The sequence below is a fragment of the Marinococcus luteus genome, assembly GCF_034497705.1.
Taxonomy (GTDB): domain Bacteria; phylum Bacillota; class Bacilli; order Bacillales; family Marinococcaceae; genus Marinococcus; species Marinococcus luteus_A.
This window is the reverse complement of the sequence record NZ_JAXRUV010000008.1, coordinates 79,579-101,718: the sequence shown is the minus strand read 5'-3', so window position 1 is coordinate 101,718 and position 22,140 is coordinate 79,579. Positions and strand designations below refer to the sequence as shown.

At 50.8% G+C, this 22,140-nt stretch carries 24 protein-coding genes; 4 read left to right on the top strand and 20 right to left on the bottom strand.

Translation table 11 applies throughout. The features are described 5' to 3' along the window. Nucleotides 1-109: 109 nt before the first annotated feature. Together Q9M42_RS12745 and Q9M42_RS12740 are read right to left on the bottom strand one after the other, a co-directional pair. Nucleotides 110-1,303 (bottom strand): flagellin N-terminal helical domain-containing protein, encoded by a 1,194-nt coding sequence (locus Q9M42_RS12745; RefSeq protein WP_322526848.1) that lies wholly within the window; start codon nt 1,301-1,303, stop codon nt 110-112. A 180-nt stretch (nt 1,304-1,483) separates the two neighbouring features. Beyond that, nucleotides 1,484-2,668 (bottom strand): flagellin N-terminal helical domain-containing protein, encoded by a 1,185-nt coding sequence (locus tag Q9M42_RS12740; RefSeq protein ID WP_322526847.1) that lies wholly within the window; start codon nt 2,666-2,668, stop codon nt 1,484-1,486. Between the two features lie 268 nt (nt 2,669-2,936). Here Q9M42_RS12740 and Q9M42_RS12735 point away from each other — a divergent pair, with 268 nt between their 5' ends. Further along, the gene (locus Q9M42_RS12735; protein ID WP_322526846.1) at nt 2,937-3,404 is read left to right on the top strand and encodes a competence protein ComK; all 468 of its coding nucleotides are present in this window, start codon (nt 2,937-2,939) and stop codon (nt 3,402-3,404) included. 254 nt (nt 3,405-3,658) lie between these two features. On the opposite strand, the gene Q9M42_RS12730 is transcribed toward Q9M42_RS12735, so the two are convergent. The 15 genes from Q9M42_RS12730 to Q9M42_RS12660 all read right to left on the bottom strand — a co-directional run bounded on the left by Q9M42_RS12730 (nt 3,659) and on the right by Q9M42_RS12660 (nt 14,980). Continuing rightward, entirely contained in the window at nt 3,659-3,856 is a 198-nt protein-coding gene (locus tag Q9M42_RS12730; RefSeq protein WP_322526845.1) for a hypothetical protein, read from the bottom strand. 13 nt (nt 3,857-3,869) lie between these two features. After that, a complete protein-coding gene (locus Q9M42_RS12725; protein ID WP_322526844.1) occupies nt 3,870-4,061 on the bottom strand; it encodes a hypothetical protein in 192 nt (63 codons plus the stop codon). Further along, nucleotides 4,058-4,762 carry a response regulator transcription factor gene (locus Q9M42_RS12720; protein ID WP_322526843.1) on the bottom strand — a complete coding sequence of 235 codons (705 nt, stop codon included), beginning with the start codon at nt 4,760-4,762 and terminating at the stop codon, nt 4,058-4,060. Before Q9M42_RS12720 ends, Q9M42_RS12725 begins: the two co-directional genes overlap by 4 nt. Nucleotides 4,763-5,112: 350 nt before the next feature. Next, nucleotides 5,113-5,340 carry a carbon storage regulator CsrA gene (gene csrA / locus Q9M42_RS12715; RefSeq protein ID WP_322526842.1) on the bottom strand — a complete coding sequence of 76 codons (228 nt, stop codon included), beginning with the start codon at nt 5,338-5,340 and terminating at the stop codon, nt 5,113-5,115. Continuing rightward, nucleotides 5,334-5,786, bottom strand: coding sequence for a flagellar assembly protein FliW (gene fliW, locus Q9M42_RS12710; RefSeq protein WP_322526841.1), 453 nt, complete (start codon nt 5,784-5,786; stop codon nt 5,334-5,336). The genes csrA and fliW overlap by 7 nt, the downstream gene beginning before the upstream one ends. A gap of 113 nt (nt 5,787-5,899) precedes the next feature. Further along, the gene (gene flgL / locus Q9M42_RS12705) at nt 5,900-6,799 is read right to left on the bottom strand and encodes a flagellar hook-associated protein FlgL (RefSeq protein WP_322526840.1); all 900 of its coding nucleotides are present in this window, start codon (nt 6,797-6,799) and stop codon (nt 5,900-5,902) included. 18 nt (nt 6,800-6,817) lie between these two features. Next, nucleotides 6,818-8,419 (bottom strand): flagellar hook-associated protein FlgK, encoded by a 1,602-nt coding sequence (gene flgK / locus Q9M42_RS12700; RefSeq protein WP_322526839.1) that lies wholly within the window; start codon nt 8,417-8,419, stop codon nt 6,818-6,820. Between the two features lie 33 nt (nt 8,420-8,452). Next, nucleotides 8,453-8,938 carry a flagellar protein FlgN gene (locus Q9M42_RS12695; protein WP_322526838.1) on the bottom strand — a complete coding sequence of 162 codons (486 nt, stop codon included), beginning with the start codon at nt 8,936-8,938 and terminating at the stop codon, nt 8,453-8,455. A 48-nt stretch (nt 8,939-8,986) separates the two neighbouring features. Further along, nucleotides 8,987-9,253, bottom strand: a complete 267-nt coding sequence (gene flgM / locus Q9M42_RS12690) for a flagellar biosynthesis anti-sigma factor FlgM (protein WP_322526837.1) — start codon at nt 9,251-9,253, stop codon at nt 8,987-8,989. Nucleotides 9,254-9,386: 133 nt separating this feature from the next. Next, nucleotides 9,387-9,791: a TIGR03826 family flagellar region protein gene (locus tag Q9M42_RS12685; protein WP_322526836.1), complete on the bottom strand. Its 405-nt coding sequence runs from the start codon at nt 9,789-9,791 to the stop codon at nt 9,387-9,389. Between the two features lie 58 nt (nt 9,792-9,849). After that, complete coding sequence (locus Q9M42_RS12680) at nt 9,850-10,572, bottom strand: ComF family protein (protein WP_322526835.1); 723 nt, start codon at nt 10,570-10,572, stop codon at nt 9,850-9,852. Next, nucleotides 10,565-12,022, bottom strand: coding sequence for a DEAD/DEAH box helicase (locus Q9M42_RS12675; protein WP_322526834.1), 1,458 nt, complete (start codon nt 12,020-12,022; stop codon nt 10,565-10,567). Before Q9M42_RS12675 ends, Q9M42_RS12680 begins: the two co-directional genes overlap by 8 nt. A 59-nt stretch (nt 12,023-12,081) precedes the next feature. Further along, entirely contained in the window at nt 12,082-12,939 is an 858-nt protein-coding gene (locus tag Q9M42_RS12670; protein ID WP_322526833.1) for a DegV family protein, read from the bottom strand. Nucleotides 12,940-13,070: 131 nt separating this feature from the next. After that, nucleotides 13,071-13,787: a response regulator transcription factor gene (locus Q9M42_RS12665; RefSeq protein ID WP_322526832.1), complete on the bottom strand. Its 717-nt coding sequence runs from the start codon at nt 13,785-13,787 to the stop codon at nt 13,071-13,073. A 59-nt stretch (nt 13,788-13,846) separates the two neighbouring features. Beyond that, the gene (locus tag Q9M42_RS12660; protein WP_322526901.1) at nt 13,847-14,980 is read right to left on the bottom strand and encodes a sensor histidine kinase; all 1,134 of its coding nucleotides are present in this window, start codon (nt 14,978-14,980) and stop codon (nt 13,847-13,849) included. 230 nt (nt 14,981-15,210) lie between these two features. On the opposite strand from Q9M42_RS12660, the gene Q9M42_RS12655 reads away from it, so the two are divergent. Then, nucleotides 15,211-15,849, top strand: a complete 639-nt coding sequence (locus tag Q9M42_RS12655) for a YigZ family protein (RefSeq protein WP_322526831.1) — start codon at nt 15,211-15,213, stop codon at nt 15,847-15,849. 245 nt (nt 15,850-16,094) lie between these two features. Then, a complete protein-coding gene (locus Q9M42_RS12650) occupies nt 16,095-17,435 on the top strand; it encodes an LCP family protein (RefSeq protein WP_322526830.1) in 1,341 nt (446 codons plus the stop codon). A gap of 64 nt (nt 17,436-17,499) precedes the next feature. Here the strand turns inward: Q9M42_RS12650 and Q9M42_RS12645 are convergent, their stop codons facing one another. The 3 genes from Q9M42_RS12645 to Q9M42_RS12635 form a co-directional block, all read right to left on the bottom strand. Beyond that, a complete protein-coding gene (locus Q9M42_RS12645) occupies nt 17,500-18,801 on the bottom strand; it encodes a UDP-glucose dehydrogenase family protein (protein ID WP_322526829.1) in 1,302 nt (433 codons plus the stop codon). Nucleotides 18,802-18,936: 135 nt separating this feature from the next. Next, entirely contained in the window at nt 18,937-19,815 is an 879-nt protein-coding gene (gene rbsK, locus Q9M42_RS12640; protein ID WP_322526828.1) for a ribokinase, read from the bottom strand. Between the two features lie 4 nt (nt 19,816-19,819). Continuing rightward, a complete protein-coding gene (locus Q9M42_RS12635) occupies nt 19,820-20,938 on the bottom strand; it encodes a CAP-associated domain-containing protein (RefSeq protein WP_322526827.1) in 1,119 nt (372 codons plus the stop codon). 220 nt (nt 20,939-21,158) lie between these two features. Here Q9M42_RS12635 and Q9M42_RS12630 point away from each other — a divergent pair, with 220 nt between their 5' ends. Then, a complete protein-coding gene (locus Q9M42_RS12630) occupies nt 21,159-22,094 on the top strand; it encodes an accessory Sec system S-layer assembly protein (RefSeq protein ID WP_322526826.1) in 936 nt (311 codons plus the stop codon). The last annotated feature ends 46 nt before the right edge of the window (nt 22,095-22,140 follow it).

The following is a 22,140-nucleotide window of genomic DNA, read 5'->3' as shown; positions in this document are numbered from 1 at the left end:
ATAAACTTGCCCTTACATTTGATCAATACTTTTTACGTATAAAAATTAAACGATTATGTAAAAAGAGGCTCCAGCTTTAACACTAGAACCTCTCCGATAAAAATAAGTTTTATTGTAGCAATTGAAGCACTTGCTGTGGTTGTTGGTTAGCCTGCGCAAGCATAGATTGGGAAGCCTGGGAAAGAATGTTATTTTTTGTGTTGTCCATCATTTCTTTCGCCATATCTACGTCACGAATACGAGACTCTGCAGACTGAAGGTTTTCAGCTGATGTGCCAAGATTGTTAATAGTGTGCTCTAAGCGATTTTGGCTTGCACCCAATTGAGAACGTTCTGCAGACACTTGTTGAATAGCTGCATCTAAACTTTCAATCGCTTTATTAGCACTTTCTTGGCTTGTTAAAGCCCCATTAGTTTCTCCTTCATCAGATACAAGTTCACTAATTTCATTTCCATTTGCCCCTAAAGAATCTGTAGACATTTTGTTAATTGACAATTCAATATTTTGATCATCGTTAGCGCCTATCTGAAAAGTGAAAGAGGCGTCCTGAATACCTGTTTTACTGTCTTCAGAAAAATCATCGTTACCTACATCCGTTTCTCCTTCAGTCCCATCGCTGGTATCCACACCACTAGCGTCGATTCTATAAGAAACCCCATTCAGTTCAACAGCGGCTCCGTCATCGGTTCCCCCTACATCGGCTGCATCAATCGAAACAGATTTAGAACCATTCCCGTCATCGATTGTAAATTCTACACTCTCAAGAGTGTCATCAGACGCATATGTGTTCGTTTGTTCTAAATTGACATCCCCTGGCATTATTCCCGACTCTACGCTTAGTTCTCCTTCTTGAGCTGAGGCAGTATCAGTAATAACAGATTTTTCTCCACCAGATAATAATTTTTGAGTATTGAATTCAGTTTGACCCGAAATCCGATCAATTTCTTCTCCTAATTGATCAAATTCTTTTTGTAGTTCCTGGCGATCTGATTCTGTGTTTGTATCATTTGCAGACTGTACAGAAAGTTCTCGCATACGCTGTAAAATACTATGCGATTCATTCAGAGCTCCCTCAGCTGTTTGAATCATGGAAACGCCGTCCTGAGCATTTCGATCTGCCTGTTCCAAACCTCGGATTTGCCCACGCATTTTCTCGCTAATTGCAAGTCCTGCAGCGTCATCTCCTGCACGGTTAATTCGTAAGCCTGAGGAGAGTTTCTCCATGGAATTCCCTTGAGCTTCCTGATTGGCCCCCATTTGGCGATGGGCGTTCATTGCTCCAATGTTGTTGTTAATAATCATGTTTTTCCTCCTTGAATTTAAAATCTATCCACATCCTTGTGAATGTAAAAGACTATTTTTTGTCTCTTACACACCTAATATCGACAGTTGATATCACATGTTTAATAAAAATATTTATTTTCTAACCACAAAAATCCCTTGTCATTGATAGACAAGGGATTAGCAATATTATATTAAATTTTATTGTAAAAGCTGCAATACAGATTGTGGCTGCTGATTCGCCTGGGCGAGCATCGACTGGGAAGCCTGGGAAAGGATATTATTTTTAGTCATATTCATCATTTCTTTCGCCATGTCTACATCACGGATTCGAGATTCAGCGGACTGCAAGTTCTCTGCCGAAGTTCCTAGGTTATTGATCGTATGCTCTAAACGATTTTGGTTTGCACCCAGTTGAGAACGTTCAGCGGAGACTGTATCAATTGCTGACTGGATTTTAGTAATAGCTTCTGAAGCTTTATCGTGCGTAGAAAGATCGAGTGCTTGTTCTGTAACAGTACTATTCGTACCGTTTGTTACACCTAATTTTTCATCAGTACCTGTGGTAGTAATATCTAGGGCTGCAGCTCTCATATCAGAAATATTTAAAGAAAGGCTTTGATTTTGGTTCGCTCCAATTTGATATTTAATTTCAGCTCCGTCTTCAGCTCCATCGGTCTTGGTTGTCGTATCGTCTGCGACATTCGTAGCTCCCGAAAGGTCAGCTGATAACTCAGCATCGGCTTCGTTTGTTTTGTTTGTGATCGTAACTTCGCTATTTGTAACCGAAACATCGTATTTCGCACTCAAATCTGTATCGCCATCGATAGCTGTTTTAATAGCTGTAGCAGTAGTATCTTCGTCAGTATCAAAGGCCACTGTTTGGCCTAATACTTCTACATCTCCACCATCCATATCAGCTAAATCGAATGTTAAACTAGCTGCTGATCCAGTCGTAGAAGAATCTTTTTCACCATTAAGAAGTTTTTGTGTGTTAAATTCTGTGGTATTACCAATACGGTTAATTTCGGACGTTAAGGAGTTTACTTCTTTCTGGATTTCATTTCGATCTGTTTCCGTATTTGTGTCGTTTGCTGCCTGGGTTGCCAACTCACGCATCCGTTGCAGAATATCATGCGTTTCATTCAAAGCACCTTCCGCAGTTTGAATCATAGATACACCGTCTTGTGCATTACGGTTCGCTTGTTCCAAACCACGGATTTGCCCGCGCATTTTTTCACTGATTGCAAGACCAGCTGCATCATCCCCAGCCCGGTTAATCCGAAGACCGGATGAGAGCTTCTCCATAGAATCACTCATGTTGTTTTGGTTGGCACCTAATTGACGATGAGCATTCATTGCACCTAAGTTATGATTAATGATCATTTTATTTCCTCCATGAAATAATGTATTTTACATCCTTGTAAAACAGCGCGATCATGTTAATCATGTAAGAGGCCTCTTTTTTCATAAACTTTCTCGCTAAACATAATATCGTCTGCTTAAAAGAAAGCTTTAGCTTTTTCTATAAATTTCTTAAAAATATTCTTTTAGTTATATTATGCAAAAAGTACTAGTTATTTTCACATAGCATTCGTATACTTATTTATGGATCAGAGCAGTTGGGAAAATAATTGAACAGAGGTGTTTAAATATGCAGAAGACAATAATACTAGATGAGTATGAGGTAAACGAAAATACGATGGCGATTGTGCCAAATTTTGAAGGAGAGGCAAAAAGTATTATATGGGAAAAGGATGGGGCCCGTATTCCAGCTTCGTGTACGCCCACCGCTATTATTAAACGAGGATGCTTACGGGGAGGATCTTCTTTCGAAGGACGTAGCGAAGCGGTAAAGCATTACTTACATATCCGAAAAAAGCTGCCAGTTCCGGTGAATCCATCAGAAGGTATTTATGCGTTTCCGATTTCATCGCTGCGCGATCCGGAAAACATATGGATTTTTTATAACCATGTGCAACCCGGACAGTTTGTTACTTCGGATGACGGCACATTAATCCAGTTTACCGACGGTACGTCGCTCCCGACAAAAGCGAGTACCTTTATGATCCAGCAGCAGCTGTTTCGCACTGGCCACTGCCAGAGCATGTTTACCGCTTAAAAAGCAAAAAAACAGAGCAAGGAGTATAGGGGCTCCCGCTCTGTTGATGTTTGCTTGGTTAGAAAAGTATAATGCCTAAAAAGTTCAGCGACGTTGCTGTCTAGCTACGATGCTATAATCCTAAGAAGTAGTTTCAAGGCTGCATTAGCATGTTCGCTAATAATACTAAAAATAATGCCGTGCTAAGTTATAAAGCATGGCATTTTTGTTGCGTGAATTCCGCCGCTTGAACCCTCGGGTTATTTAACTTAGACTCAAGCGGCAAATTTTCGCTGCCCAGCTCCGAGCGTTACCATCCGGGTCCATTCGCTGTTTCGGATCGTTTGCGACTTCGTCTTAAGCCGACCGAAAGCCTCGAGCCATCCCGGATGGTGATCAAACGCTCTCCACCTTTCATGATAGCTAGCTACGCCCCCCAGCCGTCCAGTCCATTGGCTGCACCCTGGCTTCACCGTCTGTCGACGCTTACATCCAGGTTTTCGCCAGCCGTCCGGAGCGGCTGTTCAGGGTGGCTTCGCCTTTCGATCTGTCCAGCTTCGGTCCGCAGTCGCTCGTTCCGTTGACCCTGCCCTGCCTTCCTTGTTTGACAACAAGTCCAGGCAGGGCGTGTTCAGCCGTACGAGACTCCTGAACGGCGGACCTCCGCTTTTCTATCACGTGATAAACTCGACCCAGTTTTCTTCAATCGCGCGCTTAATAGTATGCGTGCGGTCGTTGGCCTGCATTTTTTTCGTCAGGTGGCTGACGTGGTTATTTACGGTGGCGACGGCCAGAAAGCATTCCTCGGCAATTTTGCGGTTGCTTTTGCCTTCGAGGATTTTTTCCAAAATCCGGATTTCTGCTTCCGACAGCGTGCCGCGTGCTTTATGCACATCGAGTTCGAGCTGCTGTTCGGGTGGTTCTTCCTGCAGCTGGTTCATGCGACGGTACCGTTCCACGACCTGCGGCTGAAATACCGGGTCGATGTACGTCTGAAACTGCGTGGCGCGCATAAAATGCTTGCGCCAGTCTTCTTCGTCGCGCTCGGCGGCGAGAAGCAACGTCACATCCTGGCAGATGAATTCATCCACCAAATGACGGAGCCGCTCCGGCAGGTTCACACCAATCCTGCACGCGGACCCGGCCCGTTTTGCTTCCTGAAGACGTACAAACGCATCTAGATCACTGCATGCTGTGTAATAAAGCGTGTCCTTCTGCAGACCGCGCTGCATGAGCGTGGTCCACTCTTCCCCATTCGTGCGCACAGCCAGCTTCCCCATTGATTCTGCTGCCTGCGGCAGTACTTCTGATCCCTGCAGGTCGATAAATAAAATCGGTACTCTGCTTCCCGGGATGTTGCGACTGTAAGTCCTGGCCATTATGTATTCCTCCTGAGACCTCACCGAAAGTGATGTTATTTTTGTTGAACACACTTTCCCCAAGCATGCCCTCTGCGTTTTTGTCTGTTGATTTCTCTCTGTAAACTGCAGCAGGACAACCAATCCCCTGAACTCGAACGACCGTATACAAATTCTACCTTTACTTTGCGGAATCCGACAAGAAGCCCTATGACCCTAGGCATTTTCCACTTATCGTAAATTAATTATATCATAAATATGAATAAAGAACTATTATTTTTCCTTATTGTTCATTTTTTAGATACATTTCCATATTTTTTAGTATTTTTATTAGTTCGTTAGTTGTGTGTAGTGAATGAATAGCCATTTAATTATTTTTTGATATTTTCCGATAATTTCTGTAAAAGCGTAATATCTCCTGCGAGCGACTGCCGGTTTTCCTGCTGGATAGAGACATATACTTCCTGGCGGTGGATATCAACATGCTCCGGGGCATCGATCCCCAGCTTCACCTGGTCTCCTTCTATTCCGAGTACAGTGATCGAGATGTCATCCCCGACACGAATCGATTCTTTTTTCTTTCGTGTGAGTACTAACATGATCCTGTGCCTTCTTTCTGCGTCCGCTGGAACAGCAGATGCTTCGTCTCATACGGCGACCGCGCCATCGGCCACTGCTTGCCGAGCTTCTGTTCGACGTTGATAATAAGCGGTGCCTGCAGGTTCGCCGTACTTTCTTCGAGTGTGTTCGCAAGCGTCAGTGTGACATAGACAAGTACCTGCTCCGGGTTTTCGATATGCAGCTGTTCCGTGACGGTATCCGGTACTTCGAGCTCATAGTCCGGAAAAAACACAAACGGATCAGCTGTAATAAACGCAATGTGCGCATTTTGCACCGACTGCATTATAAACAGGCTGCCGCTGTCGTCGAACGGAAGAAACACAAAGTCGCGTTCGTCTTCAAACGCCGGAATGCCCTGCGGAAAACGGGTAATATCTTCTTCTTCGATTGTGACAGCACCTAAATGCTTCGTTTCGATTTCCACTATTCTGCCTCCCTGTAAATTGAATGCCTACGCGAAACAGATGACAGTCACAAAGACCAGTATACTGAATCGCTCTTCATAATAAAACAGATTTTCCCACATTTTATAAAATTTTATCTTAAAAAGTCCAGGAGCGTCGTCTGCATAATCCGTCCGGCCGAGGCGAGCGCCGCTTGGTGCACGGTTTGCTGGTTCGTTAAATTGGTAATCACTTCTTCAAGATCAGCGTCTTCATTGTTGGACATGATTTTGTTGGAAATGACCTTTTGGTCGGCGAGCCGGCTTTCAATCATTTCAATCCTGTTCGAGCGCGCGCCGAGTTCGGCCCGCTCATTTACGATGCTGTTCATCTGCTCGTCAAGCGTGCCCAGATATCCCTGCAGATCCTCGCCGGTCGTATCCGGATTTTCCAGATCGGTCTGCAGCTGTTCGAGTTCGGCAAAAAGCTGCTCATTAAAAACCCCGCCCGGCTCCGAACTCACCTCGATGTTAATGCCCTTCATGAGCTCCATTTCCACCGCATCGCCGTGGCCCGTGAAGCTTTCCGCTGTTACGCCGTCTGCCGTGGCTTCCTTATCAATCGGAGGATTTGTCGTATTGGAGCCGTTGAAAATATATTTATCACCGACCTTCGAGTTAGCGGAGCTGATCAGCTGTTCCTTTAATTCACTGATTTCTTTGGCAATATTGCCGCGCTGTTCGCCTTCGTACGTGTCGTTGGACGCCTGAGTGACTAGCTCCCGCACCCGCTGTATTACCTGGGTTGCTTCTCCGAGAGCGGCATCGCTCGAGTCGAGCCAGTTGTGCGCTTCGCCGACGTTCCGCTCAAACTGCTCCACCTCGCCGACCTGGGAACGGTAGCGCATCCCATTCATGGCAACGACCGGATCCTGGGAGGCTCGGGTAATTTTTTTACCGGTGGAAAGCTGGTCCTGCAGATTCATCATCTGATCATAGCTCTGGCTGATGTGGCCGGTGGAGCGCTGGCTCATCATCTGCTGGGTGACTCGCATATCATTTTCCTCCTTTTCTTAACGGCCGACCAGACCCATGTTGTTGATGATGCGGTCGAGCATTTCATCGAATGTCGTTACACTCCGGGATGCTGCATTGTAGGCGTGCTGAAACTGGATCATGCTGGCCATTTCCTCATCCATGCTTACCCCGCTTACCGACATACGGCGATCGTCAGCACTCGAGGTGAGTGACTGGGTAATGCTTGTTTTCTGCTTCGCTTCACTCGCGTCCACCGCCATCTGGCCAATCACGCCCTGGTAGAACCGCTGCACGCTGGTGGAGTTTTCGTTTCCTGCGCCAAAGTTTAAATCAGCATCTTTTACATTCGCCAGGTTCAGCGCGTTGGAGCCGTTACCTGCATAGCCCGTGCCGTTTTCCGAGACGGAAGCGGCTGCGATATTATTTAAATCGTTCTTTACGTCACCGCTCACGCGCAGCGCACTGGCAGCACCCTTGGATTCAAGGACAGCCGGGTCAAAGCTGAAAAAGTCAACGCTCTCGCCTTTTGTGCCCGTTTCCACGTCGTTCATCGTCCACCCTTCCCGGTGGGTGTCATTCAGTGCGTTTGCGAAAGTCGTAACCATCGTGTCGATGTTATCCAGCATGTCCGTATACAGGCCTTCCACCTCTCCGGAGTCTTCGTTCCTGTAGCCGTAAGCCTCGTGCAGGCCCTGCATGCTGCCGCTCGACTGCATAAACGCATTGACGCTGTCCGAAGGATCAGGGATGTTGGTGCCCGCTTTGCCGTTCGCCCACTCAAAGCTCACCGTTTCCACATGACCCTCCCGGCCGTCGGATTTTTCCACAATCACTTCCTGGTACGCGAGCGCATTGCCGTCTACAAGCTTCTGCAGCCGGTCACCGGTATCGCTCGTCATGAAAATATCGACGGTGCCCTCGGCGTTGCTGTTCGCTTTCCCACCGCTCGGATTGCGCTTCACCTCCACGGTCGCCATCTCCGACAGCCCATCAATCAGTCGGTCGCGTTCGTCATACAGGTCGTTTGGCACCTTGCCGTGCGGCTCCACCCCGGCAATCTGTTCGTTTACGCTGCTGATCTGGCTGAGCAGCGAGTTAAACTGGCCGGTTTCATTATCAATCTGGGCATCAAGGTCGGTTTTGTTCGCCTGAAGCGAATTCGATATGTAGGAAAAGGTGTCCACCATCGCTTCCCCGCGCTGGCGCACGACCGAACGCGCGCCGGAGTCTTCCGGATTCGATGACAGGTCCTGCAGCGATTTCCAGAATTCGTCCATCGCGTTCGCAACGCCTTCATCGGTCGGCTCGTTCATGAGGTCCTCCATGCGGGAAAGGTTTTCGTTTTTCGTTTCCCAGTAGCCGAGCTTCGCATTTTCACCCCGGTACTGCACGTCAAGATACTGATCGCGTATGCGCGCGACCGTGTTGGAGTCCACCCCGGTGCCCATCTGGCCCGGCGTGCTCGGCTGGTTCATGCCGGCTTTCGAAAAAGCATCACTCTGCTGCAGGTCGACCCGCTGCCGCGTGAACCCCGGCGTATTGGCATTGGCAATGTTATGTCCTGTCGTCTGCAGCGCGTGCTGCTGGGCCGTGAGCGCCCGTTTCGCTGTTTCAAGCCCCATGAATGTCGAAGTCATGCCTTTTCCTCCTCGTTTCTATGTACCTGCTGCTTATGCCCGTGAATCAAAGACCGAGTATTCCCGTTTCGTTTGCTGCGGCGCCAGACCCTTCCGGTCGTACTGCGTGGACTCCTGCGGCTGCATGGCGCTCAGCATCACCCGCGTGTATTTCATTGCATCCTCAAGCATCGCCCGGTTCAGCTCCTCCTGATGCTGCAGGGCTGTCATCACCTGAATCAGCTCGTACTGCAGTGCTTCGAGCTTCGTACGCTCGTCCACCTCTGCCAACGGCTTTAATGCCTCGATGGATACAGCGTCATCCGGGCTGACACCTGCAAGCGCTGCGGCCTGCTGGTGGCGCTCCCGCTCGATCCGGGTAATACGCTGCACCTGGCGGCGTTCGTCGCGGACTAGCTGCTGCAGGACACTGGCGTCACCTGTTTTCAGCGTCTGCGTTTTCTGTTCGGATATGCCGAGAAGCACCCGGTGCTCTTCAATCAGGGCACTCAGCTGCTCTGCTATGTTCTGTACGCTCATGCGACCGCTCCTTTATGTATATGTATCAACAGGCCGTTTACCGGCCTGTTACTGATTGTTCCAGTAGTCCTGCATTTTCTTTGCCGTCTGCTCCGGTCGTACTTCGTACGTGCCGTTTTCAATTTGGGCTTTCAGCTGTTCAACCTTTTCCCTGCGGGCCGGGTCAATCGCCTCCGACTGCTGCAGCTCTTTAGCTGCGTTTGAAATTTCGACAGAATCTTTTTTTCCTGCCTGTTCCCCCTGTGGCAGCTTCTGCTGCTGGGCGGCCTGGCTGCGGTATATGGCATTAGCGGAATGCGCGGAATGAATTTTCATCTGTTGATTCCCTCCCATCCGGACGTTTCTCTCCGGCTGATTTGTTACTATTTATATCGGTTATTCCGCCGGTGTTTTCCTTGGTACTTAAGACTTAAATTTTAACATACATACACGCTTTTTGACTCATTCATTATTCCCACGCCCGGTACGTCGACCGTTTATCCTTAACCTGTCTGGCTTCCCACTCTCTTTGCTTCTCCTCGGCCTCGAGCCCCGAAGAAATACGACCGCTGCACGTTCGGCAGAGCCGATGCTCACGGATTGGTTCGCCGCAGCCCTCGCACGGATAGCTGAAGTTCGGCAGATGCGCCAGGTTCAGGCGTCCTTCACGGATGTAGCGGAAAATATTTTCCTCGCTGACCCCAGTCGCTTCGGTGACCTCCAGAATCGTTGACTGGCGGTGCTTGCTTTTTCTTACGTATGTGTATACCTTCTGGAACCGCTCTTCCTCCGCCCGGTGACACGCCGGACAGACAGCACGGAGCGCCTGTACAAACAAATTGCCGCATGACGGACAGTTTTTTAATTCGCCCATAGCTCGTTTCTCCTTTGATTCATTGTTGCTTCTTATATCGGCACTATCGGCACGGAGTTTAAGCCCGGATCAATGTAAGCGAAGCCGTAGAACCAGCTCCTGCTGCCTCAAGAACAGTCGCCGCTTCGCGGACCGTCGCCCCGGTCGTGTAAATGTCGTCAATGATCAGAACGTTCCGGCCAATAATTTTGTCAGGAGCAGACACGGTAAATCCGCGCACGGTGTGCATCCGCTCCCGCTTCGTCTGCTTGCTTTGTTTGCCGCCCTCTCCGTTCGGGAGTTCGAGCGCCGAAGCGTACGGCACTTGAAGACCCGCCGCAAGCACCTCCGCCTGATTAAACCGGCGTTCTGCCATCCGTTCTGGTGTAATCGGAATGGGAACCGGCACGAAGCCCCGAAAATGCTTCCGGTACGCACGGCGAAGACTGTGATAAAATGCTGCGCCCATTACCGCATCTCCGCGGAATTTCCACCGGGTCGTCCACGCCTGCATCCACTCGTCGTAGTGAAGCAGCGATACGTTTTTTACCCATCCACCAGTCTTAGTCCGCCGGCGCCATCTGAGGCAGTCGGAACACGCGTCTATGTGCCCCGGCGCTGAGCACTCCGGACACGCCGCCCCGGTAATGACAGGCAGCTGCCCGGTGCAGGTTTCGCACAGCGGTTCTGCTCTCCACGTAAACAGGGTAAACAGGTTATGGTACGTCCACGACGTCTGCAGTCGCTCCCGGCAGGAAAGGCAGTATCCGCGTGCAAAGGATAAAAAAGAACCGTCATTCATTGGACGCCGCCTCCTCCCGGTTCATCGTCTGGATATGACGGATCGTCTGCTGTATCGCCTTCGTACGGCCGTAATGAAAGAAAACGACATCGCCCTCGGGTCTTTCCGGGTTCCGTCCGGCTCTGCCGGCAATCTGCACGAGGGCGCTTTCGGTGAAAATATCATCGTCGGCGCCAAGCACTGCCACATCAGCCTTCGGAATCGTAACGCCTCGCTCCAGAATCGTCGTTGTAACGAGAATATCAATGTTCCCATCCCGAAAAGCAGTAATTTTTTCCTCACGCTTTTCGTCTTCAGCGTGCACACCGTCGCAGCGAAAGCCTTCTGTCCGGATGGCTTCCACCGCTGGTCGTATAACCGCCACCGACGGAACAAATATAAAGAGCGGGAAATCCTCGTCCCGTGCCCGGCACCACTGCACCAGTGCATGCGGCAGCCGCCCGCGGGAGAGCTGCAGCTTCCAGTTTCCGGCCCACCGGCACACAGGCACCGGAAGCGGCTGTCCGTGAAACCGGCGCGGAACCCTTACATACGCCAGATCTCCGCTTTTCATCCGCCGCTGTTCGTTTCTTCCGGGCGTGGCGCTTAAATAAATAACCGCCTTTTCCTGTCGGCACGCCTCCCGCACAGCCTGCTGTAGACCCGGGTCAAACACGTATGGAAACGCGTCCACCTCGTCAATGACCGCCACATCAAAGGCGCCCTTAAACCGGCGCGCCTGGTGCGCCGTTGCGAGTACAAGACGCGCCTCCGGCCGTGCGTCGAGACTGCCGGCATACCAGGCTGCAGTTGGCACGTCGGGAAACACCCCCGCAAGACGCGGGTACAGCTCACGCACGACGTCCGTCCGCGGCGTCGCCCACAGCACCCGTTCCCCCCGGGCAAGCGCCTCAGCCACCGCCTGAAACATCATTTCGGTTTTGCCCGCGCCGCACACCGCCCAGATGTACAGCTCCTGCTTCCGCCTGCTGGCCTCTATCGCGGCACAGGACGCCCGCTCCTGTCCGGAAGACAGACGGCCATTCCATGCAAGCGGATCAGAAAATACCGGAGCCGCTTCGGTGCCCGTCCAGAAGTAAAGCGGCGTGCAGGATGACACTCGCCCCATTTCCAGACACTCCCGGCAGTAGACGCACCTTTTGCGTCCGCAGGCACATGCATGTGAGCCGAACAGGCCGGGGCTTTGATTGCTGCAGCGCAGGCACCGCCAAAAAGAGCCCTGCTGTGTAATGGCGCTCACCTTCTGCAGCACTCCTGCCTGCACATAGGTCTCGACTATTTTTTGATCGTACGGCAGCTCCTGCGCGAGAAGCGCCCGGCCGGCACAGTGATTCTGCATCTGTTCGTATTCAGGTAACGAAGTGTTGAAAGGCTGAGAAACAGGGGAAAAGGAAGGAAAAGCTGAGTCCGGCCGTTTGCTGCCGGTAAACCAGGTGAATAGCATACTCATAGGAGGTGATTCCTTTCGTGGGAGGGTTAAAAGAGGAGGCGGCCCGGGGGCCGCCGGAATTACTTGGAGAGGGCTTCAGGACGGTACCAGGCGAGTCCGATGGCGTTTTCACCGAGATGGGTGCCAATCACCGGCCCGAGGTGTTCGAGAACGATCCTGGATTCCGGCGAAGCTTCCTGAAGCTGCCGGCGGAAGGCTTCCCCGGCCTCTTCTGCGTTTGCGTGGAGGACACTTGCTTCAAGCGGACCCTTGGCCGCTTCCTCCAAAAAGAGGGACTGAATACGGGCGAGCGCTTTTTTGGATGTGCGCACTTTTTCATACGGCACAATCTTTTTGTCAGTAAATTCGAGCACCGGCTTGATGCGCAGCATACTGCCGACCATGGCCTGCGCTCCGCTCAGACGACCGCCCCGCTGCAGGTGACGCAGGTCTTCGACAATAAAATACGCCCGCATCGTTTCTTTGATTTTATCAAGCTCGGCAAAAATGTCCGCTACACTGTATCCTTCAGAAGCCATCCGAGCGGCAGTCAATACATAATAGCCCTGGGCCCGGGCGCTGATCTCCGAGTCGTAGCAGTGTACACGAACGGTGTCTTCAAGGTCCACCGCAACGGCGACAGCTGTCTGATGCGTACCGCTGATCCCGCTGCTTAAATGAATCGAAATAATGTCATCGGTCTCCCGGGCAAGCTCCCGGTAAAGGTCCTCCATTTTTCCCGGCGACGGCTGTGACGTGGTCGGAAGCGTTTCCGAATTTCTCATCGTCTGGAAATACGTCGCAGCGTCCCAGTCCGTTTCCGGCATCGTTTCTTCATTCACCACCACATTGAGCGGAATTTCGTGAATGTCCCACTGCTTGAGTTCTTCCGGGTTCAGGCACGAGGTGCTGTCAGTAACTACGGCGATATTTGGCAAACAGGCCCTCTCCTTTCGTTCTGTCTATAACAGGCATGTATGAGTTCGTTTTCATTTTACGGACTTCCCGCCGGAAGTCAATGCCAAAGCGCAAAAAAGCTGCCGATATTACACCGGCAGCCTTTGCTTATTTAGCGGACTTTAACCCAGCCCTTTTTGATGGATTCGACAACCGCCTGCGTCCGGTCATTCACATTCATTTTCTGCAGGATGTTACTCACGTGGTTTTTCACCGTTTTTTCACTGATATAGAGCGACTCACCGATCATCCGGTTGCTGTAGCCGTCTGTCATCAGCTGAAGCACTTCGCATTCGCGGCGCGTCAGAATATGGAGCGGCTTACGATACTCGACCTCTTTGTAGCCGATTTCGGTATCGTCCGTGCCGTGATCGTCGCCTTCATGGGCAAGCCGGCGGTATTCGTTAATCAGGTTCTGCGTTACCTTAGGATGAATGTAGGCGCCGCCGGAGCCGACCACCTTCACTGCTTCAATCAGGGCATCGGCATCCATTTCCTTCAGCAGGTAGCCGGAAGCTCCTGTTTTTAGTACGTGCGTCACGTACGACTCATCGTCGTGAATGCTCAAAATAAGAACCTTCAAATCCGGGTGGCGCTCGATCAGCGTCTTGGTTGCTTCGACGCCGTTAACACCCGGCATGTTGATATCCATCAGCACAACGTCCGGATGATAATCGTTGACAAGAGCAAACGCTTCTTCTCCGTCACTGCCTTCTGCAACAATCTCAAAGTTTTCTTCCATATCCAGAATGCGTTTAACGCCTTCACGGAAAAGCTGATGGTCATCAATTAACAGCAATTTGATTTTTTCATCGATACGTTCTTGCATACGTTCTCATCCTTTCTTCGCTTCACTTATCTTTTGGTTATTTAATGCAGCCTTTTGTTTTAATGAACCGGCACAAACACCTTCACTCTCGTACCCTGGCCGACCACGGAATCAATCGTCAGCTCCCCGCCCAGCGCGTTCACACGCTCTCTCATGCCGAGTAGGCCGAATGATTTGTCCCGTTCCTTTTGCACGTCGAACCCTTTGCCGTCATCCTTGATTAAAATCGTAATACTCGTCGGCCGCTGTTCGAGCTGTACCCGAAGAAGGTCCGGTTTGGCGTGCTTGTAGGCATTCTGGGCTGCCTCCTGTACAATGCGGAACAGTCCGATCTCAAGGTTCGGGGCGACTCTTGCTTCTTTCCCCTTTGTGGTAAACTCTGTCACCATGCCCGTGTTGTCTTCAAGGTGGCGCAGATACTTCTGCAGCGTCGGCACGAGGCCAAGGTCATCAATCGCCATCGGGCGCAGGTCGTAAATGATCCTGCGCACTTCCCCGAGGCTCGAGCGGATCAGGACACGCAGCTCCCTGAACTCTTGAATGGCTTCCTCCGCGCTTTTTTCACGGGAGATTTTCTCAACAAGCTCCGAGCGGAGCAGCACGTGCGCGAGCGTCTGTGCCGGGCCGTCGTGAATTTCACGAGCCACCCGCTTGCGCTCGTCCTCCTGCGCTTCAATGATCTGCAGGCCGAACTCATGCTTTTCCCGGGCGTTTTCAACAAACTCCCCGACGTCCTGCAGATCACCGGCAAGAAAGTTATACACAATGCCTACCTGGGAAACAAGCGTTTCAGCCCGTTCAATGGTTTCATCCAGTTGAATCAGGCGGCGTTCGATATTGTCCCTGCGGTCGCGGAGGCGTTTTTCCTCCTGGCGCACCACAGCGAGATTTACCTGCGATTCGTTGGCTTTTTCATACACCTTCTGCACTTCTTCATCACTGAACTGCCGAAACCGTTTGCTTACCTCTGCTAACTGATTTCTTGCGACCCTGGCTTCAACCTCGAGCTGATCGGAGCGTTCAATCGTTTCAGAAATGTGTTCCTGTATTTCCTTCAACTCTTCTTGGAGTGTGTGAAGTTCTTTTCTGGAGGTTTCACTAATCTCAAAAATTTCTTCTTTGCTTTTCTCTACTGTCTGAAGCATTTGGTCAATAATTTGATCTAAGTCTGCTGCGTTTCGCAAGGCTACCATCACCCTCTATACTTGCCTGCGAATTTTCAATACCGTTTGGAACGGTTCATGAATAGTTTAGCATATTCGTTTGGACCTATTCCGCTATGTAATGAAAAATCACAAATTTACATATTTACCTCTTATTTTGTTTCGTTTTCGCCCATTTCCTGTTATATACTGGCCAAAATATTGCAACCATTACAATCATATTATACGGTAATAACATTACCTAGGAGGAATGTTACCGTATGCTTACTTCATATCGTACCATTAAACAGAGCGGACATCATGAATTTACCATAAATAAATCACGCTTTATTACCCATATTACCCGCGCAGAGGACGAAGTAACCGCTCATTCATTCATAGAGCAGATAAAAAAAGAGCACTGGAACGCCGCCCACAACTGTTCGGCTTATCTGATCGGCGAGCAGGACCATATTCAAAAGGCCAATGATGACGGTGAGCCGAACGGCACTGCCGGAGTACCAATGCTCGAGGTGCTGAAAAAACGGGAGCTGAAAGACACTGTCGTCGTTGTCACCCGCTACTTCGGCGGAATAAAGCTTGGCGCCGGCGGACTCATCCGCGCCTACGGCTCCTCGGTTTCCGAGGCACTGAATCATATCGGCATCGTGCGCCGTACACTGATGCAGGAGCTCATAGTCTCTGCCGACTACAGCCTGCTCGGCAAACTGGAACACGAAGCCCGGAAGTCCTCTTATATTCTTGACGCCATTGACTACGAAGAGCAGGTGAAGCTTCATCTTTACGCTCCTGCCGAAGAGACGGAAACGTGCCGGGAGTGGCTTGTGAATATAAGTAGCGGACAGGCCGTCATAGAGGAAGGGAAGCAGGCCTTCGTGGAAACCGAAGAACCCTCGTAGTCTTTCATTTATTTCCCCGGTAATACGAAGCGCTCCGTGTCAAATACGTTTCCGGCCCAGAAATAGTTTTCGTACCAGAGGTTTATTTTATTTACTATCGTTTCTGCCTCGGATACAATGAAAGAATACAATATTTTTCAAAATGCTCCCATTTCAGCTGATTTTTATATAATAGCTTGTCCGCAGAAGCTTTCTGCCGTTTTCTATACTAAGATCATTATACAATCTAAAGGAGAAGTGCCGACATGCCAAGCTCAACGTCTCAACGGAGAAACCTTCGTCAACGAAGAAAGAAAGCCTTCATCTGGAAAACCACAGCCATCGTTGCTTTGCTTTTTCTGCTGCTTGCAGGCGGCGCTTCCGCCTACTTCCTCCAGCAGTTGAACAGCGTGTCTGCTGACACAGAGGAAGAACTCGAACGCGGTGAAAAATCGGATCTCCGCGACCAGGCCGTTGATCCTTCGGAGGACAGCTTCTCGGTTTTATTCCTTGGAGTGGATGACCGTGAAGATGGCTCCATGGACGGACGGTCTGATGCGATGGTCGTCGGTACATTTAATAAGGATTCCAAAAAAGTGAAGCTTGTGAGTATTCCGAGAGATTCACTCGTAAACATTGAAGGAAATGGCGAAAACAAAATCGCGCACGCCAATGCTTACGGTGGAACGGATTTAGCGGTTCAGACTGTTGAAAACACCCTGAACATCCCAATTGATTATTACGTGAAATCAGATTTCGCGGCTTTTACTGACATTATCAATGATCTTGACGGCGTCGACGTCGATGTGCCGTTTGATTTCTCGGAGGAAGGAACAGAGTTTGAAGAAGGCCCGGCAACACTGAACGGTGAAGAAGCGCTGAAATACGTGCGGATGAGAAAAGAAGACCCACGGGGCGATCTTGGACGCGGCGAACGTCAGCAGGAAGTACTTGAAAGCCTGATCAAAAAAGCCGGTTCTATCGAGTCCATCGACAACTACGATGATGTATTTGACAGCGTCAGTGAAAATGTCAGCACCAACTTCACGTTCGGCAACATGATCGCTCTGCAGCAGTACGCCGATTCCCTAAACGAAATTGATTCCAGCCAGCTGCAGGGGTCAGACACGACGATCAACGGCATTTATTACTACCAGCTTAATCCAGAGGCGACTCTCGAAACGTCCAATAACCTGCGTAAGCAGCTGGACCTCCCGGCTTCAGAGGAACCGCTCGCCCTACCGGGGACGCAGGCTAATAATGAAGCTCCCGCTGATGAATCCTACGAAGAGCCGGCCACAGAAGAAGAAGCGCCGGCTGATGAATCCTACGAGGAGCCGGCCACGGAAGAAGAGGCGCCAGCTGAAGAATCCTACGAAGAAGCGCCAACCGAAGAAGAAGCACCGGCTGATGAATCCTACGAGGAGCCGGCCACAGAAGAAGAAGCGCCGGCTGATGAATCCTACGAAGAGCCGGCCACAGAAGAAGAAGCACCGGCTGATGAATCCTACGAAGAGCCGGCTACAGAAGAAGAAGCGCCGGCGGAAGAGGAGTCGTACGAAGAAGCGCCAGCCGAAGAGGAAAGCTACGAGGAAACAACACCTTAAACAAACATTTTTCAGCACAAAAAAGCCCGGAAGGAGCATCTTCTCCTTTCGGGCTTTTCTATAACTATTTTCGGCCGATGCCGTGATAAATAAAGCCGGCTTCTTTAAATTCCCTGGCTTCAAATGCATTTCTGCCGTCAATCATGACTGGCTTGTTCATGATGCTTTTTAATTTCTCCGGCGTGACCTGCAGGCATTCTTCCCACTCTGTCACAAGCATAGCCGCGTCTGCACCTTCGCAGGCATCCAGCGCGCTTTCTGCGAAGTAGATGTCTCCCTCGAGCAGCTGCTTGGCATTGTCTTCTGCTACCGGGTCAAAGGCACGCACCTTCACACCGTATTCCTGGAGCGAACGGATGATTTTCAGCGACGGAGCTTCCCGCATATCGTCTGTGTTCGGCTTGAACGCCAGTCCGAGAAGCGCCACCGTAATATTGCGGATGTCTTCGTTAAAAATCACATTCAGGTGGTCCACCATGCGCAGGCTCTGCTTTTCGTTCACGTCATTGACGGCCTGCAGCAGCTGCGGATAATATCCTTTCACCTCTGCCAGGTGCTTGATCGCTTTGACGTCTTTCGGGAAGCAGGAGCCCCCGTATCCGATCCCCGCGTTCAAAAACTTCGGACCGATCCGGTTGTCCATTCCCATCCCGCGTGTAACCGCATTGATATCTGCCCCGTAGTAATCGCAGATGTTCGCCACTTCATTCACAAAAGAGATCTTCGTGGCAAGAAAGGCGTTGGAGGCGTATTTAATCATTTCGGAGCTGCGCGGATCCGTCACGACGATGTTGTCTGTAAGCGGCTGGTGCAGCTCTGTTAAAATGCCCGCTGCTTTGTCGGAATTTGTACCGATAATGACACGGTCAGGATTGAATGTATCCTTCACAGCTGATCCTTCCCGGAGAAATTCCGGCACCGAGCATACTTCGATCTGTGCCTCCGGATTTTTGTCCGCAATCAGTCTGCGCACGCGGTCTGCAGTCCCTACCGGTACCGTCGATTTATTCACCACGACGCGGAATTTATCATCATTTACCGCTTCCCCGATTTCGTCCGCCACGCCGTACACGTAGGACATGTTGGCAGCCCCCGTTTCCGACTCCGGCGTCCCGACAGCAATAACCACCACGTCTGATGCCTGTACGGCAGGCTTCAGCTCTGTCGTAAACTGCAGTCGTCCCGCTGCCCGGTTTGAGTCCACAAGTTCTTTGAGCCCCGGCTCATAAATCGGGATTTCCCCATTGTTCAGCCGGTCCACCTTCTCCGGAATTTTATCCACACAGATTACGTCATTGCCAAGCTCTGCAAAGCTTGTTCCTGATACAAGACCTACATAGCCGGTGCCTACTACTGTTAGCTTCATACATCTCCCCAACCTTTAATTTATGTATTTTCGTTCTATTATACGCGTGAATGACCGCTTATTGTTTAAGCGTTATTGCCAAATTTTATTGTATCATATTTTACCAGTTATTCTACATTCACTTCTGCATACATATTAAAGGTCCCGATTTTCGACCTGCGAGCGCACCGGCATGCCGGTCTGTGCTCCTTCCTTTTCGACAGAAAGCGCCGAGGCGGCATTGGCAAACCGGCAGGCCTCTTCAAGCGGCATCCCTTCTGCCACTGCTGTCGCAAACGCTCCATTAAAGGTATCACCTGCCCCTGTGGTGTCCCGCACGTCCGCCGTCCGCACCGGAATAACGGCCTCGCTGCCATCTGCCCGGATAATTGATGCTCCCTCCGCCCCCTTCGTGATCACTACATTTTCAAGGTGGTCGGCAATCGTCGGGTACGTCTCCCTCAGTTGTTCAAACTCCCGCTCGTTTGGTGTCAGATAGGAGGCTTTACCCCAATACGCCGGGGACAGCGGCTGCATTGGCGCTGGGTTTAAAATAACCGGGGTCTGCTCCTCCTCAGCGGTTTGAAGCACCCTCTCCACCGCCGGCACTGGGATTTCAAGCTGTACGAGCACTGCGTCAGCCTCTCTCAGGAGCGACCGGCTTTCTTCGATATCATCAGGACTGACCGTAGCGTTTGCCCCCGGGGTCACAATAATGCAATTGTCTCCTTCAGATACAATAATTACAGCCACACCGCTCGAAAGGTCCGTGCGCGTGCGGACGTGCTCTGTATTGATGCCCTCGGTTCGCAAATGCTCCAAATATTCTGTGCCGAATGCATCGCTTCCAACCGCTCCGACCATCGACACCTGGGCGCCGAGGCGGGCAGCGGCCACTGCCTGATTGGCCCCTTTCCCGCCAAAATATGTATGAAAGCCTTCCCCGAGGATTGTTTCTCCCCGGGAAGGCATACGTTCCGCTGTGGTGACCAGATCCATGTTAATACTTCCAACAACCACTATATTTGCCGGCATCTATCTATCTCTCCCTGCTTGGACTAACAAAATTCTGCGTATAAAACGGCCGGTTTTCGTCGTCGAATGCCACGCCGACACCGAGACCGTCGTAATTGCCAAGCATCGCTTCGCGGTGCCCTTCATACGAATTCATCCATCCGGCTGTGGCATACAGCGGCGCCCGTTGGCCGGAGGCGATATTTTCAGCAGCCTGTACGTAGCGGATGCCATCACTTTCGAGGCGGTCAAACGGCGACTGGCCTTCCGGATTCACATGATCGAAAAACTGATTTTCAGCCATGTTTTCACTGTGCGCTCTTGCAACAGCTGCCACCGGCTCATTGTAGACGAGCGTGTCCCGGCCGAGCTGTACACGCTGGGCGTTAGTCAAGTGCCATACGAGCCGTTCATACGAATCCCGCGCTTCTTCGGACTCTTCGGTATAGAACGACGAGTTCCTTTCCACCTCTTTATCTACCAGCAGCAGAGCGTTCACCCTGTTTTCCTCATGGACGTCATAGAAAAAGGTCGCAAAGCCTTCCTGCACCTCGTAGACGCCCTGCTGCTGTTCATCTGTTTCCGTTCGGACGTTTCCGCGGGTCACCGTCTCCATGGATTCCCCGTACGTATCCTGGATAACATTGCGCCCGGTGCCCCAGCCGTTTCCTTCATCGTCCTGCCACGTCTGCTGGTTGGAATAAAGCGCCACCACGCGTCCATCCTCAATCCCGTACTGGGCATACTGCTCATAATCGTCGTCGTAATAAATATGCCAGTCGAACGAATAGCTGCCGGCCTGCACGTCTTTCGCTTCACCGCGTGCCGTTTCTACTTCTTCAAGACTGTCTCCAAGACTCACGCCTGCAACCTCCCAGTCTCCTGTTCCTTCGGGCACTTCCGTTTCCACAGTGCCAGCCTCTGGAGCCCCTCCGCTCGTTTCATCCGCCTGCAGGTTTTCCCCGAGCAGATTGGATAAAAACAGGGCCATTCGTTCGCCCTGCGTTTCCGTCCCCTCGTATGTCGTGCCCCCTGCTTCCTCGAGACGGTCTTTAACACCGCTCCAGGGAGAATCCGCCGGGCTGTAAACTACGAACGCTGCCAACAGAGCCAATAACACCGCCGTACCAACCAGACTTTTCATGTGCATAACTCCTCTATTTGCTCATTTATTGTTTGTTTTACTCGTATATATTAATTGTACAGGAAAAAGGCCTGCGGGAATATTAACTTGCATTTGGAGATCCCCCTTAAAAGTCCTTCGGCAGAATGATATACTATAAGGACGTACAGACTATCTTTAACGCCAGTACATTTATACAACAAACTTTATAACTATGACATTTATAAAAGGGTGAAAAAGTATGGCTTTATTCGGTAAAAAAAAGCAATCGTCCCAGGGTGACGCTGTTAAACCAGACGAACTGACAGACCAAACCCCGGCTGATGAGGAAACCATAGACGAAGCACATGATGATAGCGGACGGACCGTAGAAACGACCCTCAGTCTGCATCCGGACGCCGAAATTCCGGAAGAGGATGAATATTACCTGCGCTTTTTAAACGGCGAAGCTCCTCCTCTTAAGCCCGGACAGGTTGCGCTTTCGGGCATCAGCGCACAGCGGGATGAAAACGGATTGATGCTTGTTACCGCCTTTATCCGCAACGGCGCAGAAAAAACTATCCGTTTAAAGCAGTCCACGGTGCTTCTAATGAGTAATGACAACCAGGTAATCGCGAAAAAGAAAGTGGATTTAAGCGGTGTCGGCGACATTCCGCCAAGAAGTGCCCGGCCATGGAACTTTTATTTCGCTCCTAAGGAACAGCTTCAGCAGGAACTTCCTAAAGACGGATGGAAAATCGGCTTTCACGTGGAAAAACCAAAGCGCGAACACCATCTTGATCTTGCTGACAGCTGGAAAAGTGCGCTCAGCGGCCAGCAGGTGGACAAGCTGAAGGACATGATCCGTGACATGAAGCCGCCGCGTCCCGGTGAGGTCAACTTCATGGGCATGCGTGCCGTCCAGTCGGAAAACGGTGACCTGCATGTAACGCTTCTCATCCGCAACGGAGGCAACAATGAGCTCAAGCTCGACAACGTGCCACTGCAGGTGGAGGATGCGCACGAAGAAGTCATTGCCCGGGGCGGATTTAAGCTCGACGATTTTGCCGTGCAGCCGTTCTCAAGCCGGCCATGGACGTTTGTTTTTCCGCACCGTCTGCTGAAAAAAGAGGAAATTGACCTTTCCAAATGGAGAGCATATCCGATTAAAAAGAAACAAAATGAAGACAACGCGTAACGAAGGAGCCCAAATCGGGCTCTTTTTTTACGCAAAAAAGCCGCCA

What these genes read in the sequence shown, in the direction of transcription:
- Q9M42_RS12650 (WP_322526830.1), top strand. Translation starts at nt 16,095, where the DNA reads ATGCCAAGCTCAACGTCTCAACGGAGAAACCTTCGTCAACGAAGAAAG.
- Q9M42_RS12635 (WP_322526827.1), bottom strand. Translation starts at nt 20,938, where the DNA reads ATGAAAAGTCTGGTTGGTACGGCGGTGTTATTGGCTCTGTTGGCAGCG.
- flgK (WP_322526839.1), bottom strand. Translation starts at nt 8,419, where the DNA reads ATGACTTCGACATTCATGGGGCTTGAAACAGCGAAACGGGCGCTCACG.
- flgM (WP_322526837.1), bottom strand. Translation starts at nt 9,253, where the DNA reads ATGAAAATTCATTCCGCGCATTCCGCTAATGCCATATACCGCAGCCAG.
- Q9M42_RS12680 (WP_322526835.1), bottom strand. Translation starts at nt 10,572, where the DNA reads ATGAATGACGGTTCTTTTTTATCCTTTGCACGCGGATACTGCCTTTCC.
- Q9M42_RS12745 (WP_322526848.1), bottom strand. Translation starts at nt 1,303, where the DNA reads ATGATTATTAACAACAACATTGGAGCAATGAACGCCCATCGCCAAATG.
- rbsK (WP_322526828.1), bottom strand. Translation starts at nt 19,815, where the DNA reads ATGCCGGCAAATATAGTGGTTGTTGGAAGTATTAACATGGATCTGGTC.
- Q9M42_RS12675 (WP_322526834.1), bottom strand. Translation starts at nt 12,022, where the DNA reads ATGAGTATGCTATTCACCTGGTTTACCGGCAGCAAACGGCCGGACTCA.
- Q9M42_RS12665 (WP_322526832.1), bottom strand. Translation starts at nt 13,787, where the DNA reads ATGCAAGAACGTATCGATGAAAAAATCAAATTGCTGTTAATTGATGAC.
- Q9M42_RS12695 (WP_322526838.1), bottom strand. Translation starts at nt 8,938, where the DNA reads ATGAGCGTACAGAACATAGCAGAGCAGCTGAGTGCCCTGATTGAAGAG.
- Q9M42_RS12740 (WP_322526847.1), bottom strand. Translation starts at nt 2,668, where the DNA reads ATGATCATTAATCATAACTTAGGTGCAATGAATGCTCATCGTCAATTA.
- Q9M42_RS12630 (WP_322526826.1), top strand. Translation starts at nt 21,159, where the DNA reads ATGGCTTTATTCGGTAAAAAAAAGCAATCGTCCCAGGGTGACGCTGTT.
- Q9M42_RS12655 (WP_322526831.1), top strand. Translation starts at nt 15,211, where the DNA reads ATGCTTACTTCATATCGTACCATTAAACAGAGCGGACATCATGAATTT.
- Q9M42_RS12685 (WP_322526836.1), bottom strand. Translation starts at nt 9,791, where the DNA reads ATGGGCGAATTAAAAAACTGTCCGTCATGCGGCAATTTGTTTGTACAG.
- Q9M42_RS12645 (WP_322526829.1), bottom strand. Translation starts at nt 18,801, where the DNA reads ATGAAGCTAACAGTAGTAGGCACCGGCTATGTAGGTCTTGTATCAGGA.
- flgL (WP_322526840.1), bottom strand. Translation starts at nt 6,799, where the DNA reads ATGCGAGTCACCCAGCAGATGATGAGCCAGCGCTCCACCGGCCACATC.
- Q9M42_RS12660 (WP_322526901.1), bottom strand. Translation starts at nt 14,980, where the DNA reads ATGGTAGCCTTGCGAAACGCAGCAGACTTAGATCAAATTATTGACCAA.
- Q9M42_RS12720 (WP_322526843.1), bottom strand. Translation starts at nt 4,762, where the DNA reads ATGGCCAGGACTTACAGTCGCAACATCCCGGGAAGCAGAGTACCGATT.
- Q9M42_RS12735 (WP_322526846.1), top strand. Translation starts at nt 2,937, where the DNA reads ATGCAGAAGACAATAATACTAGATGAGTATGAGGTAAACGAAAATACG.
- csrA (WP_322526842.1), bottom strand. Translation starts at nt 5,340, where the DNA reads ATGTTAGTACTCACACGAAAGAAAAAAGAATCGATTCGTGTCGGGGAT.